The sequence below is a fragment of the Chryseobacterium sp. AC417 genome (genome assembly GCF_979258215.1).
The window spans coordinates 2,869,108-2,885,260 of the sequence record NZ_OZ409845.1 but is presented as its reverse complement, the minus strand read 5'-3'; the positions used below and the strand labels follow the sequence as shown (position 1 = coordinate 2,885,260).

The following is a 16,153-nucleotide window of genomic DNA, read 5'->3' as shown; positions in this document are numbered from 1 at the left end:
TTCAATCATGAAAAATATATTTAATAAACACAATTTAATAAAGAAGCTAATCATTGTTCCGGCTATTTTGATTGCCGGTTTAAGTATCAATTCTTGTAACCACGATTTTTTAGATCAGCCATCATTTAATTCATCTGATACACAATCTGTATTTACAAATATAGAAACTGCAGATGCTTTCGTTCAGGGTTTATACAGAGGTCTCGTTCCTACTGAAATGTTTTACCAGTTAGGTGCAGGAGATACGGTTACCCATTCATCAGAAGATGGCTCAACCAATAATTCTAAGTACAACATCTGTAATTATCAGTACGATTCAAAAACTCCAAATACGGTAACAGGTATCTATGCTGCAATGTATGCTGTGATAGAAAGAACCAATATTGCTATCGACAGATTACCAGATATGCCAGCAAGCCCAAAACGTGATGCATTAATAGCAGAAGCGAAGGCTATTCGTGCATTTTGCTATTACAATTTGATCAGAGTGTACGGTGATGTACCTGCAATCTGGATTCCTTTAGAAGAAGCAGATCCCAATGATCCCAATACATTTTATCCAAAACGTTCTTCACGTGACGAGATTTATGACAAGGTGATAGGTGATATTCAGGAGTCAATAAATAATATGCCTGCGTCTAACGGAACACCGGAAAGATTAAACAAGCAATCTACCAATGCACTTTTAGCAAAAATTGCTTTGTATGCTGCAGGATATTCACTTCGTTGGCCTCTCAATACTGCTACCCCAGGTACAATGTCTCGTCGTCCGGATAACGCAAGAGTTCAGCAATTGTATCAGATTGCAGATGCGGCTGCGGCTGCAGTTATTAATGCTGGTACCAACAGTTTGGTTCAGGCGCAGGGAGGAAAAAGCGGTTTTGAAGCTTTATGGTTCAATTTCGACAGAAGAAATTTTGCAGCTGTAAACCAGGAAATGCTTTGGCATATCGCTTCTTACGGACCAAATACCAATTCAGCATTTGGGGTGTATGCACATCCGGGTTCAAGAGGAGGTACTTACGGTTCTCGTAAAGCGTTACAGTTTATACTTCCAAGTTATTACCTGTCTTTTAATGCGGCAGATAAGCGCAGAGATGTTGCCACAACTTCTTACAGTATCTATTTTTTAAATACGGGTAGTGCAAGTGATACATGGGTGGATGTAGGTACTACCTATTCTTGTATCATGCCCGGTAAATTCAGAATTTCCTGGTGTGTAGAGCCACAGGCTGCAGATTCACGTAATTTGAATATTCCTATCATCAGATATGCAGATGTATTATTAATGTATGCAGAAACTCAGAATTATTTAAATAATGGACCTACAGCTGCAGGAATCGCTGCTTTAATGCAGGTAAGAAACCGTGCAGGAATTGGCTCGTTACCAATACCAAGTGGTCAACAGGCTTTTGAATCAGCACTTGTTCAGGAACGTAAATGGGAATTTTCTGACGAGTTTATGCTTCGTACAGATTTAATCAGAATGAATCGTCTTGCCAGCGAAATTGATGCTACAAAACAGGCAATGAAAAACTTATCAAACCGTACAGGTCAGTTTGCAACAACACCAATTTACCGTTTGTACAAGTTTCATAAAAATGCACAGGTATATGGAGATCCGTTCTTAGCAATTACGTATATTGATTTAACAAACCCTACGCAAATCGCACAAGTTCAGGCAGTTCCTACCAACTCATCAGGTTATGCTGCTTATCAAACGACTTTGAAAGCTATAGCATTAGCAAACGGACAAACATCAACCACTGATGACAAATGGTATCCTGCGAATATGTTTCAGGCTTACACAAGTACATTCAACGGTAACGCAAGAAAAGCAGTTGGGTTTACAGCAGGATTTAATGTGCTTCAGATTGGAAATATTATCTATACAAAACCAACAGGTTCTTTCGAAAATGGCGGAGTATACCCGAACTGGATAGAAGGTGGAGGTGATGGTCTTTTCTACGGATTTGTACCAAACAAAACAGAATTACTTCCTTTTGCAGCAGCTTCTGCAGGTCATCCAATGATTGATAATCCTAATCTGACCCAGCTTCCAGGTTATTAATCGTAACAATATTTAAATATTTTTTAAACATTAAGAAAGTTGAAGAATTATGGTTTTCGTAATGAATCTTTAAATTTTCTTAATGTTTATATTTTATCAAAACACCATATCATAAATATTAATCAAAATAACTTAATCAGATTGTAGTAGAGATAGATGATTTACAATAATCAAACATTAATTTATCTTTAAATAAAGCATTTAGCAGTATAGAGCGGGATGCTGAAAAAAATTAAACAATCTAAATTTGAGTTAAAATTCAGAAACAAAAGAAAACAAATGGAAAACGTGAAAACATTCAAATACGTAGATTATTTATGGGACGAAACTAAAGCAGCATCTTTTGGAGATGATCAGGTGGCTTTATTTTTATACCGTTCAAATATATTAGGTGCAGATCTTAGAATTACAAATTATGGAGGAGGAAATACAAGTTGCAAAACCATTGAAAAAGATCCTTTAACAAACGAAGAAGTTGAGGTAATGTGGGTAAAAGGTTCAGGTGGCGACATCGGAACTTTGACGAGAAAAGGAATCGCAGGATTATATACAGAAAGGTTAAGAAATCTGAAAAATGTTTACGGAGGTTTATCAGATGAAGATAGAATGGTAGGTTTATTCGATCACTGTATTTTTGATCTGGATAGCAAAGCGCCTTCTATTGATACTCCGCTTCACGGTTTACTTCCATTCAAACATATCGATCACCTTCATCCGGATGCTTTAATTGCCGTTGCAGCAGCGAAAGACAGCGAAGCGATTACGAAAGAAATCTGGGGAGATACAATGGGATGGGTGCCTTGGCAACGTCCTGGCTTTGATTTAGGTTTGCAGTTAGAAAAATGCCTTGCCGACAATCCCGGAATTCGTGGAATTATCTTGGGAAGCCACGGTTTATTCACTTGGGGAGAAACTTCTTACGAATCTTACATGAACAGTCTGGAAGTAATCGAGATGGCTTCTGAATATATCGCTAAAAAAATACAGGAAAACGGACAGGTTTTTGGCGGACAAAAAGTAGAATCTCTTCCGTCTGAAGAGCGTAAAAATAAAGCTGCTCAACTGATGCCTTTGTTAAGAGGTCTGGCTTCATCCGAAAACAGAATGGTTGGTCATTTTACAGACAGCGATGTGGTTTTAGAATTTATTAATAGTAATGATCTTGAGCGTCTTGCGCCACTCGGAACTTCTTGTCCGGATCACTTCTTAAGAACAAAAATTCAGCCTTTGGTGCTGACTTTAGATAAAAATGAAGATTTAAGCGATTCTAAAGCGATTTTGGAGAAACTAAATCCTCTTTTCGAACAATACAGAAAAGAATACAAAGAATATTACGAAACGTGCAAACATCCAAATAGTCCCGCAATGCGTGATCCCAATCCGGTGATCATCATTTATCCGGGAGTTGGAATGTTCAGTTTCTCAAAAGATAAACAAACAACTCGTGTTGCCAACGAATTTTATGTGAATGCCATCAACGTAATGCGTGGTGCAGAAGCTATTTCTGAATACACGTCTTTACCAAGACAGGAAGCTTTCGACATCGAATACTGGTTGCTTGAAGAAGCAAAATTGCAGAGAATGCCGAAAGAAAAACCTCTTTCAAGAAAAATTGCAATCGTAACAGGTGCAGGTGGCGGAATCGGACAGGCAATTGCTGACAAAATGGTTGCGGAAGGTGCGGTAGTTGTTTTCACAGATCTTAATTATGAAGCTGCGGAAGCCGTTACAGCGAGATACAGCAAAGATCAGGCGATCGCAGTTCAGTGTGATGTTACAAATGAAGAAGATATTGCAGATGCTTTCAAAGAAACTGTTTTAGCTTTTGGCGGTGTTGATATTTTGGTTCATTCTGCAGGTTTGGCAATTTCTAAATCTTTGGAAGATACGACCACGAAAGATTGGGATCTTCTTGAAAATGTTTTGGTTAAAGGTCAGTTCCTGATCGCAAAGAATGGAACTGAAATTATGAAAAAACAAAATTTAGGCGGAAATATCGTGAACATTGCCAGTAAAAATGGCTTGGTTGCGGGCCCAAATAATGTAGCTTACGGAACTGCAAAAGCAGCTCAACAGCATATGACGAGATTGTTGGCAGCAGAATTGGCAGCGGATAAAATCAGAGTTAATGTTGTAAATCCTGACGGCGTGATCGTTGGAAGTAAAATCTGGGAAGGTTCTTGGGCAGAAGGCCGTGCTAAAGCCAACGGAATTTCTGTAGAAGAGTTACCGGCATTTTACGCAAAAAGAAATTTATTAAACGAGATTATTCTTCCTGAAGATATTGCAAACGGCGTTTTTGCCTGTGTTGCAATTTTGGATAAAACGACAGGAAACATCATCAACGTAGATGGCGGAATGGCAAATGCGTTCCCAAGATAAATTTAATTGTTTAGAAGATTTTTATTTTAATAAATTGAAGGCTTGCTTCGTGTAAGCTTTTAATTTTAAAATATTAAAAATAAATTATGATTATAAGTAAAGATATTATTGATCAATACAATAAAGCAGGAGTAGAAAACTTTAATACAGATTTCGATTTTCTGCAAAATAAACTGACGAGATCAGGAGCAAATGTTTCTGAGATCGTCAACAAAATTGCCGATTTCCAGGTAGCCATTCCAAGTTGGGCTTTAGGTGCAGGCGGAACTCGTTTCGGAAGATTTTCTTACGGGGGCGAACCGTCAGTTTTAGAACAGAAATTAGATGATGTTGGTCTGCTTCACGCTTTAACTCATTCTGCAGGAGCGGTTTCTCTTCATATTCCTTGGGATATTCCAAGTGATGTGAGTGCTTTAAAAGAAAGTGCAGCTTCTCACGGACTTGTTTTCGATGCAATGAATTCCAATACGTTTCAGGATCAGCCAGATGCAAAACAATCTTATAAATTCGGTTCTTTAAATTCTGTAAATGAAGATTCCAGAGCTTACGCTGTTGAGCACAATAAAGAAGTGATCAGAATCGGAAAAGAATTAGACTCCAAAAGTTTAACCGTTTGGTTGGCAGACGGAGCAAGTTTCCCGGGACAGCTAAATTTCCAGACCGCTTTATCAAACACTGAAAAAAGCTTAAAAGAAATCTACGGAGATATGCCGGAAGACTGGAAATTGTTCATAGAATACAAACCGTACGAGCCGAATTTCTACTCAACAACCATTCAGGATTGGGGAACTTCTTTTATGCTGGCAAATGCCTGTGGAGAAAGAGCTTTCACATTAGTAGATCTTGGTCATCATTTACCGAATACCAATATTGAGCAGATTGTTGCAACCTTAATGTACAAAGGTAAATTAGGTGGTTTCCACTTTAATGATAGTAAATATGGTGACGATGATTTAACGGTGGGTTCTATTAAACCTTACGCTTTATTCTTGATTTTCAACGAGTTGGTGTACGGGATGGAAAACAATCCGAACAATCCTTATCCGGCTTGGATGATTGATGCAAGTCATAACATCAAAGATCCTTTAGAAGACCTACTGCAGTCTCTGGAAGCGATCTTAATTGCTTATGCTCAGGCACTTTTGGTTGATCAGAAAGCTTTAAAAACAGCACAATTAAACAATGATGTTGTTGATGCGCAGGATATTTTACAGAATGCGTACAGAACAGATGTTCGTCCTTTGTTACAGGCTGCAAGATTGCAGACAGGTGCAGCATTAGACCCAATTGCCGCTTACAGAAATCTGAAGGTAAGAGAAACTTTGATTTCAGAAAGAGGCTGGGCGAAAGCAACAGGATTGTAAAATCCGTTTTCAATTGATAATTTCTACTTTCAGGTGCAATTGAGAGTTTAATTATATATCCTTATATAGTACCGTTGAGATCAGAGTGTTCAGTACATTAAGTTTAGGCTTTATTCATTAAGAAATCAGTGGATTTTTCTTAACATTCTTAAAGAGCTGAGCACTTCTTGATGGTTTTAAAATTATTAAATTTAAAGTGATTTTAAACAATTTTTGAAAAAAACTACATGAATATTCTTTTCTAAAAAGTTTAAAATAATAAAGACTAATAACCATTTTATAATCAATCATTAAATTCATTTCAGGAATGTCCAAAAAGAAGGTAACCATCGTATTTGATATCGGGAAAACCAACAAAAAGTTTTTTTTATTTGATAAAAATTACAAAGAAGTTGTGCGTGAATATACCGAATTGCCCCTCACAACGGATGAAGATGGTTATCCTACAGAAGATCTGGTTGCTCTGCAAAACTGGATCAAAGATAACTTTAATGCCATTCTTGAAGACGAAAATTTTGAAGTTAAAGCCATCAATTTTTCCACTTACGGAGCGAGTTTTGTGCATTTGGATCATAAAGGAAATATTCTTACCCCTTTGTACAACTACACAAAGCCGATGGATCAGGAGATTCTTGATTTATTTTACGAAAAACACGGAGATAAATTAAAGATTGCAAGGGAAACAGCGTCTCCGCAAACAGGAATGCTGAACTCTGGTCTGCAATTATTTTGGTTAAAATACAAACAGCCGGAAGTATTCAGAAAAATCCGGTACAGCCTTCACTTACCTCAATACTTATCCTATCTTTTTACAGGAATCTGCGTTTCAGAATTTACTTCAATCGGTTGCCATACCAATTTGTGGGATTACGACAAGGCAGATTATCACGATTGGGTGTATGAGGAGGAAATCGATGCTTTATTAGGTCCCATTGTTCCCACTTCGGCGAGTATCAATACTTCATATAAAAATAAAAAAATCAAGATCGGTGTCGGAATTCACGACAGTTCTTCTGCGCTATTACCGTATATTTTAAGCAAGAAAGAACCTTTTCTATTACTTTCAACAGGAACTTGGAGTATTTCTTTAAATCCCTTTAATGATGAAAGTCTCACAGATGAAGACATCGAAAACAACTGTCTGAATTATATGAGAATTGACGGCAAGCGTGTGAAAGCATCCCGTTTTTTCATGGGAAATGAATACAAAATTCAGGTCGAAAAATTGTGTGCTTACTACGGAAAAGAATACGGTTTCCACAGAGAAGTACAGTTTAATCAGGATTTGTATATGCGTTTAATGAAAAATAAAAATATCTACTTCCGTTTTGAAGGAATTATTTTAAAACGAAAAATGATTACTGCTACAGATTTAAATTCATTCGCAACCTTTGAAGAAGCATACCATCAATTAATGATCGAGTTAATGGATCTGCAGATTCACACGATTACCAATGCCATCGGAAATTCAGATATCAAAAATATTTACATAGACGGCGGATTCACAGATAATGATGTCTTTATGAAACTGATGTCGCACCATTTTCAGCATTACAATGTGATGTCAACACATTCTCCGCTGGGTTCGGCTTTAGGAGCTTCAATGGTTATTTCCAATAAAAAAATAGACGAAACTTTTTTACAGCAGCATTATCAGATGAAAGTGCTTCAGCCGTTAATCCTTAATCTGTAAAGAATATAGTTTTTGGTTGACGGTTGTCAGTTGATGGCACAATCTCAAAACCATTAACCAACAACTATCAACCGACAACCAACAACCAACAACTACTATGTCATTTCCATTCGATACCAATTATGCCTCGCTTGAACTTTTAATAGAAAGAGCAAAGAAAAAAATGCCACAATTCGCATTCGACTACCTGGATGGCGGATGTAACGAAAACATCAACCGAGACAGAAATACAAACGAACTGAGAGAGGTTCTGCTTCGTCCACGTTATCTGAATAATTACAGTGAAGCCAGCATGGAAACTGAATTGTTTGGTGTAAAATATTCTGCACCTTTCGGGATTTCTCCTGTTGGTTTACAAGGATTGATGTGGCCAAATTCACCTGAAATTTTAGCAAAAGCGGCTTTCAAACATAATATTCCATTCATTTTAAGCACAGTTACAACAAGCAGTATCGAAAGAATTGCTGAATTAACCGAAGGAAAAGCTTGGTATCAATTATACCATCCGAGAGAAGAATGGTTGCGTGATGATATTCTTGACCGTTGTGAAGCTTCAGGTTATGATGTTCTGGTGGTTTTGGCAGATGTTCCAACTTTTGGTTACAGAGCAAAAGAAATCAGAAATGGTTTGGCAATGCCACCTCAATTGAATCTGAGAACGGTTTCTCAGGCCTTGGTAAAACCTCAGTGGTGTCTAGAAATGCTCAAACATGGTGTTCCTAGTTTTGCCACGATGGACAAATATATGGACAAAAATATGGGCGTAAAACAGCTCGGACAGTTCATGAATTCTACTTTTTCAGGAAGATTAAATTCTGACAGAATCAAAGCCATCCGTGATAAATGGAAGGGTAAATTGGTCATCAAAGGTGTGGCTTCAGATGAAGACGCTGCAGAATCTGTACGTTTAGGATTCGACGGAATGATCATCTCCAATCACGGCGGAAGACAGCTTGATGCAGGTGAATCTACGATTGCAGTAGTAAAAGAAATCAGCGAAAAATACAAAGGTCAGATCAAAATCATGATGGACAGCGGTGTCAGAACCGGTCCGGATGTTGCCCGTGCTTTAAGCTGTGGCGCAGAATTTACATTCATGGGAAGAACGTTTATGTATGCGGTTGGAGCTCTTGGCGACAAAGGTGGCGATCACATTATCGAAATGCTTAAAATGCAGTTCAGACAGGTGATGGAGCAGGTTTGTTGTGATAAAGTGGAGGAGTTGCAGAATTTTAGAGTGAAGTGATTTATAAGCAGGAAGTTTCACAGCAGGGTGCAAACAATTATTAGATAATATTTATCAATAGGAGCGGGCTTTAGCCCGTTTTTCATTTGGAAGAAATTTGGTTGGCTTTAGCCGAAATTATTATGTGATATAAATTTCATTAAGAATATAATCAGAGTGTGAAGTTCAATCTGATATATTATGCAAACTTTTGTATAATATATCAGTTTCCTCCTAGTATTTCTAAAAATTCATTAGCCTTGTATTTTATTTCATTGATTTTATTTGTGTTCTTATCACTTTCTTTCAACATCCAGTATTTATTTTCGTTCCATTTGAAGGATCTTACACTTCCTGTACCTTCTTGTGTTATAAATCCCCAAAACCATAAATCATCCCATATTTCAATTTCTAGTTCTGTATATTTGTCTTTTAATAATTTATTTATCTTCTTAAAATCCCAGTTATGTCGCTGAATACTATTGAAAATAGCAATTATAACAGCATCAACGGGTAAATTTAATTTATCATTATCATTTAATACCTTTGGAGCATCATCCCAAATTTTTAGAAAATTTGGATACTCTTCGTTGTGCAAATGGAAAATTGATTTAGTAAACAATGCAGATGTTTTGTTTCCCCATCCTTTTTGACTGTTCATACCATTGTATAAACTTTCAAAATTTAATTGTTGATTTGGATTTATTCTATTAATAAAGCTTTCGTAAGAATTTAATGAGTTTAAGTCATCAAAAATGAATTTATAAAATTCAGATAAATTATTGATTTTAGGCTGACTTTGTGTGGAAGCAATATTATATAAAATTGAAATTACTTTTTCCTCTTTTGTTTTATAAGGAAGTATAAAACTCGAATAATATCTTATCTGTAATTCTTTATTATATATTCTGTTATCTTTTAAAAAATTAAAAATATCATTTAGCTTTTCTATCATCTGGAAATCTTGTTTTGGTATGTTGCATAACTCTAAAATATAAGATTTCTGCAGAAAAGTATTAGTACTTAATTGCACATGTAAAACTTACCCAAAACATCGAATAACTTTACAACTAAAAAAATAATTGTTAATCTACTTTTTCTTCTCCGACTTCACCGCCTGTCTCGCCAACAATTTCCAGTCATTTTTCACTTTCGTCCAAACCAGCAAAATATCCAGAGTCACGTCGCCCGGAGCTTTTCCAAGATCAGCAGTTGTCGCAAAAAAATGGTGACGCACGATCGCAGTATTTCCAACGATCTGTACGTTTTGATTGGTAATATCAATCGTCAGAAAATCAGATTTTTTACTGACCAGTTTTTCAACAAATTCTTTGGCATCATCAATATGACCTCCCGAATGTCCGTAAGTCAGTTCCGGTACAATTAATGATTCTAAAGCTAATTTTTCGCCACTGATCATCGCCAGTCTCAGTTTTTCTGCTGCATCTTTTACAGACTGGGTGTCATTTTTTTTTTGTCCGAAAACAGCAATTGCCGCAAAAAAGCTCATGGCAAAAATTAATTTCTTAATCATAATTCTGAAAAAATTTAAGAAAAAATATATAGGTGAATTTTAATTTATCTCTAAAAGAAAGAATCAGTTATCAGTATAATGTAATTTCCAACAACCAACAACCAACAACCAACAACCAACAACCAACAACCAACAACCAAAAACCAACAACCATTACAAAGAATCCCTCTGAATAAATTTAAAAACATTATTCACCGACTCTTTTTTGTTTTTTAAAATCATATAGGCTGCAGATTCTCCCATAGCTTTGAAATCTGTAGTGATTACCGTAATTCCCAGCAATTCTTTCAGAGGAGTTTCGTTGTAGGAAATTATTCCGATGTCTTTGCCCAGCTGAAGGTTTTTTTGTCTGATCTGTTTTACCAAGTTCACCAGATCACGCTCACGGATCGTAATGAAAATATCTTTATCCTGCAGTTCCATGTCGGGATAAATTTCGTCAAGAATTTCATAATCCAGTTTAAAATCTCTGCAAAATTGCTCAAATCCTCGTACAATTCGGAAAGGATAGGGATGTATTGATTTGTCAGGATACACCAGAATGATCTTTTCGTATTTCTTTATTTTGTCTAAACCTTCTTTTAAGGCATTGTAAATATCATGTTCGAAATCCTGGTAAATTGAACCGTATTCTCCAGAAATATTAGGTTTAGTATTGTCCAGTAACAAGAGTTTATTCTTCGGAATTTTTTCAATCATATCTAAAACTTCCTGTGTTGAACTGGTATGTTTAGATTGTTCGTCACGAAAGTGGGGCATGACCACGTAATAATCAAATCCTCCAAGATTTCTCTTCAGAGCATTAATAAAAAGGGTTTCATCACAATGATAAATGTACATTTCTACATTTCCTTTGGTACCGATTGCATTGACGAAATAGTTGTAAATCATCATTTTATACGTACTCGGTTTATTGATCAGAAAGAAAATATTAATGATGTCGTTCTTGTTAACACGGGAAATGTAGTAACCTTTTCCTTTTACCGATTCTATAATTTGTCTTTTTCTGAGCTCTTTATAGGCTTTTTCAACCGTATCTCTGGAGAGAAAACAAGATTCGCTGAGTTCATTAATAGAAGGAATTTTTTCTCCAATTTTGATTTGTCCGCCGTCAATTCCGTTGAGAATAGAATCTACAATCTGTTTGTATTTCGGAACTCTGGAATTTTCGTTGATATTGATTTCTAACGTGTCTGACATGATAGTTGATTAATGGATCTGCTTCCAATTAAAAAAAATCGATTTCCAAAAAATGCTTAATGGTTGATACAAGTTACAAAATTTATGTTAATCTATGCAAACTCGTAAGATTAATATCTGTTTATATTCATTTTTTAATACTTATAAAGATATATGATTACGTTATTATTTGAAAATAAATTAAAAAACATCTGTATTAATTATACTTAAGTTTTTTAAATTATTTCATGATGCTATTGATATAAACTTCAATATTCAGATAATTTTTGCACATTTTATTGGGTTTCAGAGCATCTGAAGCATCTTTTGGATTAAGACCCATTTTCAGTTCAGTTGAATTCGGAATTCCGTCTTTATCGCTGTCTTCAGGGCTTTTAGAAGTTGGGAAATCGCCCAATCCGTTATTAGCAAGCGGAAGATCATTTTCCGTGAAAACGTATAAGCCTTTGGTACCTTTTGAGTTAACTTCTGAAATAATTAAGTTATCGACATCATCCCGATTCGGGAAATTGGCTCCGGCATTTTTAAGAACAAAATCGAAAGCCTCAACCGCAGATAAATCGGGTTTCGAGTAAGGATAATCAAATGGCGCATTCATAAACTGTAACGGCGTTTCTCCGGGATATCCAATTGGGTTATGGGGAACTAAAGTACCATCTAAAACACCGTTTTTATTAGAATCATCATAGTTTCCCGATGCAAATAAAGATAAAGTTTTTGTTCCTCTGCTGAACGGCGTTGTTTGATCTTCATTTAGCGGGCCGGCTACAAAATAGTTGTTGATGATATTCACCTCAGATTTTTGTGCTGAACCGCCCATTATATAACCATCTCCGGAAACTAAATGTCCATTTTTATTTCCTGAGTTTCCAAAATTATAGATAACATTGTTGACGAATTCATTTTTGCCTTTTACTTTCGGATTTCTCGTTTTATTGCTTGCATAAAGAGATTTTATAATACTTACACTGCCATTCGTTTGAATCAAGCCGCCTGCAGAATGGTTATAAAGATGTAAACCTTGAGCAATGATTGAGTTTTGAAGTGTGATACTGTCGGGTTCAATGCCTCGGTGATCCCAATTGATTGAGAAAACTTCATCCATTCCCCACGAGATCGATAGATGATCGAGAATGATATTTTTCCCGTTTGATAATCCTGAAGCATCAGTATTTTTAGAAACTTTATTTTTATTTCCCAATCTGATTCTGAAATATCTTGCAATCGTATTATTGGAACCAGAGAACGAAACTTTTTGCCCATACAGAACAATTCCCTTTCCCGGTGCGGTTTGGCCTGCAATCGTCGTATTTTCCGAAATGGTGATTGCAGATTCCAGATTAATAATGCCGCTTACCGAAAAAACAACAAATCTTCCCGGTTTGCTGACGGCGTCTCTAAAAGAACCTGCACCGCTGTCCTTCAGATTATTTACAGTATAAACTTCAGGTTTTGCTGCACCTCTTGCTCCTTTAGCAAATTTCCCAAAACCTTCTGCTTCCGGAAAAGCCAGAGTCTTTCCCGAATTACAGGCATCGGTATTATTATCTTGTGATTTCTGAGCTTGACAAAATAGTACAAACACTGAACAAAAACACGCGGCGACAATTTTTTTCATATTCAATTATAAAGTAACAATTTATCATCTTATTAAGCTGAAATCATCCTGCACTATGCTGTTATTTTATTAAATGTCAGTATTTTAAAGGTTTAATTTAAAATTTCCTTTTTATTGATATTATTAAAATTTAAATTAAACTTTGAATCGTTTTTTGCAAACTCAGAATGTTCTAAGAATTTCAAAATAATTTATATCAATTGTTTTTGCATAACTTTTTGTAAAGAAAAAATGTAAAACATTATCTAAAAATATTAATTGTTATAAGGTCAAGTTTTCCATATTAAATGCTTCGTAGGAGCAATATGTTTGTAGAATAAATTAAACCAAACAGTTTGAGCTCCGTAGGAGCGGCACATTTATCTCTCCAACACTCCAACACTCCAACCCTCAAACCCTCAAACCCTCCAACAAAAAAGCCTGCCATTTCTGACAGACTCTAACTAATATGAATGTAAAATTTTTAAGGCATTTTCTTAAAACCTTCCGCTTTGATTTTCCATGTTCCATCTTTTGGGAAACCGGGAAATTCACCAGTCGAACTGTCCCAGCCTTCAAGCATCATTGCTACGGCAGCCAATGTTCCGCCATTTCCGGGAAGATAAATTCTCAAACGGCCATCCTGAAAGTTATGTCCGTTTTTCAGATATGTATTGGTTTGAATGTTCATAAACAAAGCATCCAAAGCTTTATTCGGAAGACCTAATCTTGCAGCGTTCATTGCCGTCATCGGGAAATCCCATCCCCAGGTATGTTCCCAGTTCCATCTTTCCCAAACGATATCAAGGGTGTTCTTCATAATTTTTTTATCCAGTTTCGGAGATTCAGGAACCATTCCCAAAGCACCCAAAACAGCAGGGTGATCGGTCATCCATTTCGGAAATGTGAAAGAATCTTTCGCAGATTCGGTTGATAAATAAACTCCATCCTGAACAGGAAGCGGAGCCAATTTATTGATGATATCATCCCATTTTTTATCTCTTGGCTGTCCCAGTCTTTCTTTCCATTCTTGAGCAGTTTTCAGCGCCCAATCCCAATATGCCACCTCATAGGTAGGGTTGTAAGTATCTTTCGCAGGGAAAACTTCCTGAGCCGGAATTACTCCTTTACCCAGATTATATCGGTTTTTTCCTTTGTCGTAAGTGGCAAAATCTGCCATAAAATCTGCTGTCGCAAAAATCAGATCTTTATACTTTTCCAAAACTTTTTTATCCTGATTGCTACGATACAAAAGTTCGGTCATATAAATAAGGTGCGGCTGCTCCCAGATCAAAAATGCGGCAACAGAAGACGGACTTTCATTTCCTTCGTTATCCGACATTTTAATCCAACGAACGCCTTTATAACCTTGTCTTTCGGCTAGTTTTTTTGCTTTGTCAAAGGTTCTGAAATAATAATCCAATTGTTTCTCCAAAATTTCCGGTCTTCCCCACAAAGCGTAATGAACGCCGTGCCACCAATGCATTTCGGTGTGCGGTTTTCCGTACCAGCTGTTGAAAGTCAAACCGGTTTCCTGTGGAGGATTACTTCCACCACACTGAACTTTGGTTAAATATTCTGACAATACAACTCTTCGCTCCAATTCATTGGCTCTCGGATCTGTACTTCCTTCAAAATCAACGGCTGCACCGCTTTCCCAAAAGTTTTTCCAGCCGGAAGTACTTTCCTTTTCAGCATCAGCGAATAATGTTCTGTTTGATTTTGGATTTTTAGCAGAAAACTCAACACTTAATTCTATTGTTTTGTTTTTAGAAGATGGTTCATAAACGAAATAATGTTTTCCCGCTTCACGAAGTTTTCCTTCTGTAAAATTAAATTGAGTATAATAATCGGTGCTTTGCAATGTATGCTGAATCAAGCCTTGCGTGGATTGTGAAGAAACCATTTTCGTTGTATGGTCATTTTCATTTCCATAAAAAGCGGCGTCATCCAAAAACTGTCCGGTCGGAGAAGGGTAGCGTGCAAAAACTTTCAGTTTATTTTGAGAAATCAAACCAGATTCAATCTTTACCCCGATTTTATCTGAATTTTGAAAACTTGCCGTCCAGACTTTTACAGGAATTCCTTCAAAAGTAAATTCACTGGTAATAATTCCTGTCCACAAATCAATTTTTTGACTGATGTTGTTCAGATCCGAAATTTTTGCTTTCTGACCATCTTTCTTAAGCAGTTCAATCCCGATATTTCCCAACTGCAGACGGTGTTGGTTCACACGGTAATATTCAACTGCACCTTTGTTTCTTTCGGGTTCTTTCAGCTGAACACTGTACAGGGCTTTTCTACCGTCATTGTTAAAATCATAAGCTTTTAAAGTTTCCTCGAACTTATAATCTTTAGTGTTTGGAAAGCTGTTCCAGCCCCATTCAGACTGGGTTCCGAGAGAAACGCCTTTCTTATAATATTCAGGGAAAGACTGCATTCCGGTGATGTCTACCGTATATGCAAATTTTCCGTTTCCTACAGTTAAAGTAGAAAGTGTGTCTGCTTTTGTGTTGACGATATTATGACGCTGAACGACTTTTTTTCGATCGATTTTCTGGGCATACATTGAAGAAAATCCCATCAGGAAAATCCCAAGATATATTGTAATTTTTTTCATTTTATCTTAATTTATACTTTATAAACTTGCAACTTAGGCTTCGACAAGTTCAGCCTGAAAATCCTAAATATTATATATTTTACAGTGCTGTCAGACTGAGCTTGTCGAAGTCTTGCGCTGATATTTCTATATTGTTGACTATGAATGCATCAATGATTTTATGATTCATTTAAGCCTCTCCAAATATCATCAAAATTATTTCTCCAACCCTAAAGGGAGTAATTTTGATGAAATTTTCAAAGCATTTTTCCACCTTTAGAGTTTGGGAAAAGAAAAATGTTTTGAAAATTTTATTTAAACAATTCCATACATATTCTTATTTCGATTGTTATTTTCGAATAGTTATCAATAGGAATGGGCTTTAGCCCATTTACTTAACGGTAAATATTCATTGGCTTTAGCCAAAATCTAAACTAAGTTTTGGCTAAAGCCAATAAATAATTATTTTTTCAAGACGGGCTAAAGCC

General features: G+C 36.2%; 11 protein-coding genes. 6 read left to right on the top strand and 5 right to left on the bottom strand.

What is annotated here, in order from left to right:
• Positions 1–7 precede the first annotated feature (7 nt).
• The 5 genes from ACZZ9T_RS13750 (at position 8) to ACZZ9T_RS13730 (ending at position 8,756) form a co-directional block, all read left to right on the top strand.
• Positions 8–2,071, top strand: a complete 2,064-nt coding sequence (locus ACZZ9T_RS13750; RefSeq protein WP_463442555.1) for a RagB/SusD family nutrient uptake outer membrane protein — start codon at positions 8–10, stop codon at positions 2,069–2,071.
• Positions 2,072–2,350: 279 nt separating this feature from the next.
• Entirely contained in the window at positions 2,351–4,453 is a 2,103-nt protein-coding gene (locus ACZZ9T_RS13745) for a bifunctional aldolase/short-chain dehydrogenase (RefSeq protein WP_463442554.1), read from the top strand.
• Between the two features lie 86 nt (positions 4,454–4,539).
• Positions 4,540–5,817, top strand: a complete 1,278-nt coding sequence (locus ACZZ9T_RS13740) for a sugar isomerase (protein ID WP_463442553.1) — start codon at positions 4,540–4,542, stop codon at positions 5,815–5,817.
• Between the two features lie 307 nt (positions 5,818–6,124).
• Entirely contained in the window at positions 6,125–7,510 is a 1,386-nt protein-coding gene (locus tag ACZZ9T_RS13735) for an FGGY-family carbohydrate kinase (RefSeq protein WP_463442552.1), read from the top strand.
• Between the two features lie 97 nt (positions 7,511–7,607).
• Complete coding sequence (locus tag ACZZ9T_RS13730; RefSeq protein ID WP_463433047.1) at positions 7,608–8,756, top strand: alpha-hydroxy acid oxidase; 1,149 nt, start codon at positions 7,608–7,610, stop codon at positions 8,754–8,756.
• Between the two features lie 202 nt (positions 8,757–8,958).
• On the opposite strand, the gene ACZZ9T_RS13725 is transcribed toward ACZZ9T_RS13730, so the two are convergent.
• A complete protein-coding gene (locus ACZZ9T_RS13725) occupies positions 8,959–9,690 on the bottom strand; it encodes a hypothetical protein (protein WP_463442551.1) in 732 nt (243 codons plus the stop codon).
• Between the two features lie 135 nt (positions 9,691–9,825).
• Positions 9,826–10,269, bottom strand: coding sequence for a nuclear transport factor 2 family protein (locus ACZZ9T_RS13720; protein ID WP_463442550.1), 444 nt, complete (start codon positions 10,267–10,269; stop codon positions 9,826–9,828).
• A 32-nt stretch (positions 10,270–10,301) separates the two neighbouring features.
• On the opposite strand from ACZZ9T_RS13720, the gene ACZZ9T_RS13715 reads away from it, so the two are divergent.
• On the top strand, positions 10,302–10,445 hold the full coding sequence (locus ACZZ9T_RS13715) for a hypothetical protein (RefSeq protein WP_463442549.1): 144 nt from the start codon (positions 10,302–10,304) through the stop codon (positions 10,443–10,445).
• Here the strand turns inward: ACZZ9T_RS13715 and ACZZ9T_RS13710 are convergent.
• The 3 genes from ACZZ9T_RS13710 to ACZZ9T_RS13700 all read right to left on the bottom strand — a co-directional run bounded on the left by ACZZ9T_RS13710 (position 10,423) and on the right by ACZZ9T_RS13700 (position 15,686).
• The gene (locus tag ACZZ9T_RS13710; RefSeq protein WP_463442548.1) at positions 10,423–11,469 is read right to left on the bottom strand and encodes a GntR family transcriptional regulator; all 1,047 of its coding nucleotides are present in this window, start codon (positions 11,467–11,469) and stop codon (positions 10,423–10,425) included. The two genes, ACZZ9T_RS13715 and ACZZ9T_RS13710, sit on opposite strands and share 23 nt — an antisense overlap.
• Positions 11,470–11,689: 220 nt before the next feature.
• A complete protein-coding gene (locus ACZZ9T_RS13705) occupies positions 11,690–13,087 on the bottom strand; it encodes a pectate lyase family protein (protein WP_463442547.1) in 1,398 nt (465 codons plus the stop codon).
• 463 nt (positions 13,088–13,550) lie between these two features.
• Positions 13,551–15,686 (bottom strand): hypothetical protein, encoded by a 2,136-nt coding sequence (locus tag ACZZ9T_RS13700; RefSeq protein ID WP_463442546.1) that lies wholly within the window; start codon positions 15,684–15,686, stop codon positions 13,551–13,553.
• Positions 15,687–16,153 lie beyond the last annotated feature (467 nt).

Excerpts from the sequence above, each read along its gene's own strand:
- ACZZ9T_RS13750 (WP_463442555.1), top strand. The coding sequence starts at position 8 with ATGAAAAATATATTTAATAAACACAATTTAATAAAGAAGCTAATCATT.
- ACZZ9T_RS13745 (WP_463442554.1), top strand. The coding sequence starts at position 2,351 with ATGGAAAACGTGAAAACATTCAAATACGTAGATTATTTATGGGACGAA.
- ACZZ9T_RS13740 (WP_463442553.1), top strand. The coding sequence starts at position 4,540 with ATGATTATAAGTAAAGATATTATTGATCAATACAATAAAGCAGGAGTA.
- ACZZ9T_RS13735 (WP_463442552.1), top strand. The coding sequence starts at position 6,125 with ATGTCCAAAAAGAAGGTAACCATCGTATTTGATATCGGGAAAACCAAC.
- ACZZ9T_RS13730 (WP_463433047.1), top strand. The coding sequence starts at position 7,608 with ATGTCATTTCCATTCGATACCAATTATGCCTCGCTTGAACTTTTAATA.
- ACZZ9T_RS13725 (WP_463442551.1), bottom strand. The coding sequence starts at position 9,690 with ATGATAGAAAAGCTAAATGATATTTTTAATTTTTTAAAAGATAACAGA.
- ACZZ9T_RS13720 (WP_463442550.1), bottom strand. The coding sequence starts at position 10,269 with ATGATTAAGAAATTAATTTTTGCCATGAGCTTTTTTGCGGCAATTGCT.
- ACZZ9T_RS13710 (WP_463442548.1), bottom strand. The coding sequence starts at position 11,469 with ATGTCAGACACGTTAGAAATCAATATCAACGAAAATTCCAGAGTTCCG.
- ACZZ9T_RS13705 (WP_463442547.1), bottom strand. The coding sequence starts at position 13,087 with ATGAAAAAAATTGTCGCCGCGTGTTTTTGTTCAGTGTTTGTACTATTT.
- ACZZ9T_RS13700 (WP_463442546.1), bottom strand. The coding sequence starts at position 15,686 with ATGAAAAAAATTACAATATATCTTGGGATTTTCCTGATGGGATTTTCT.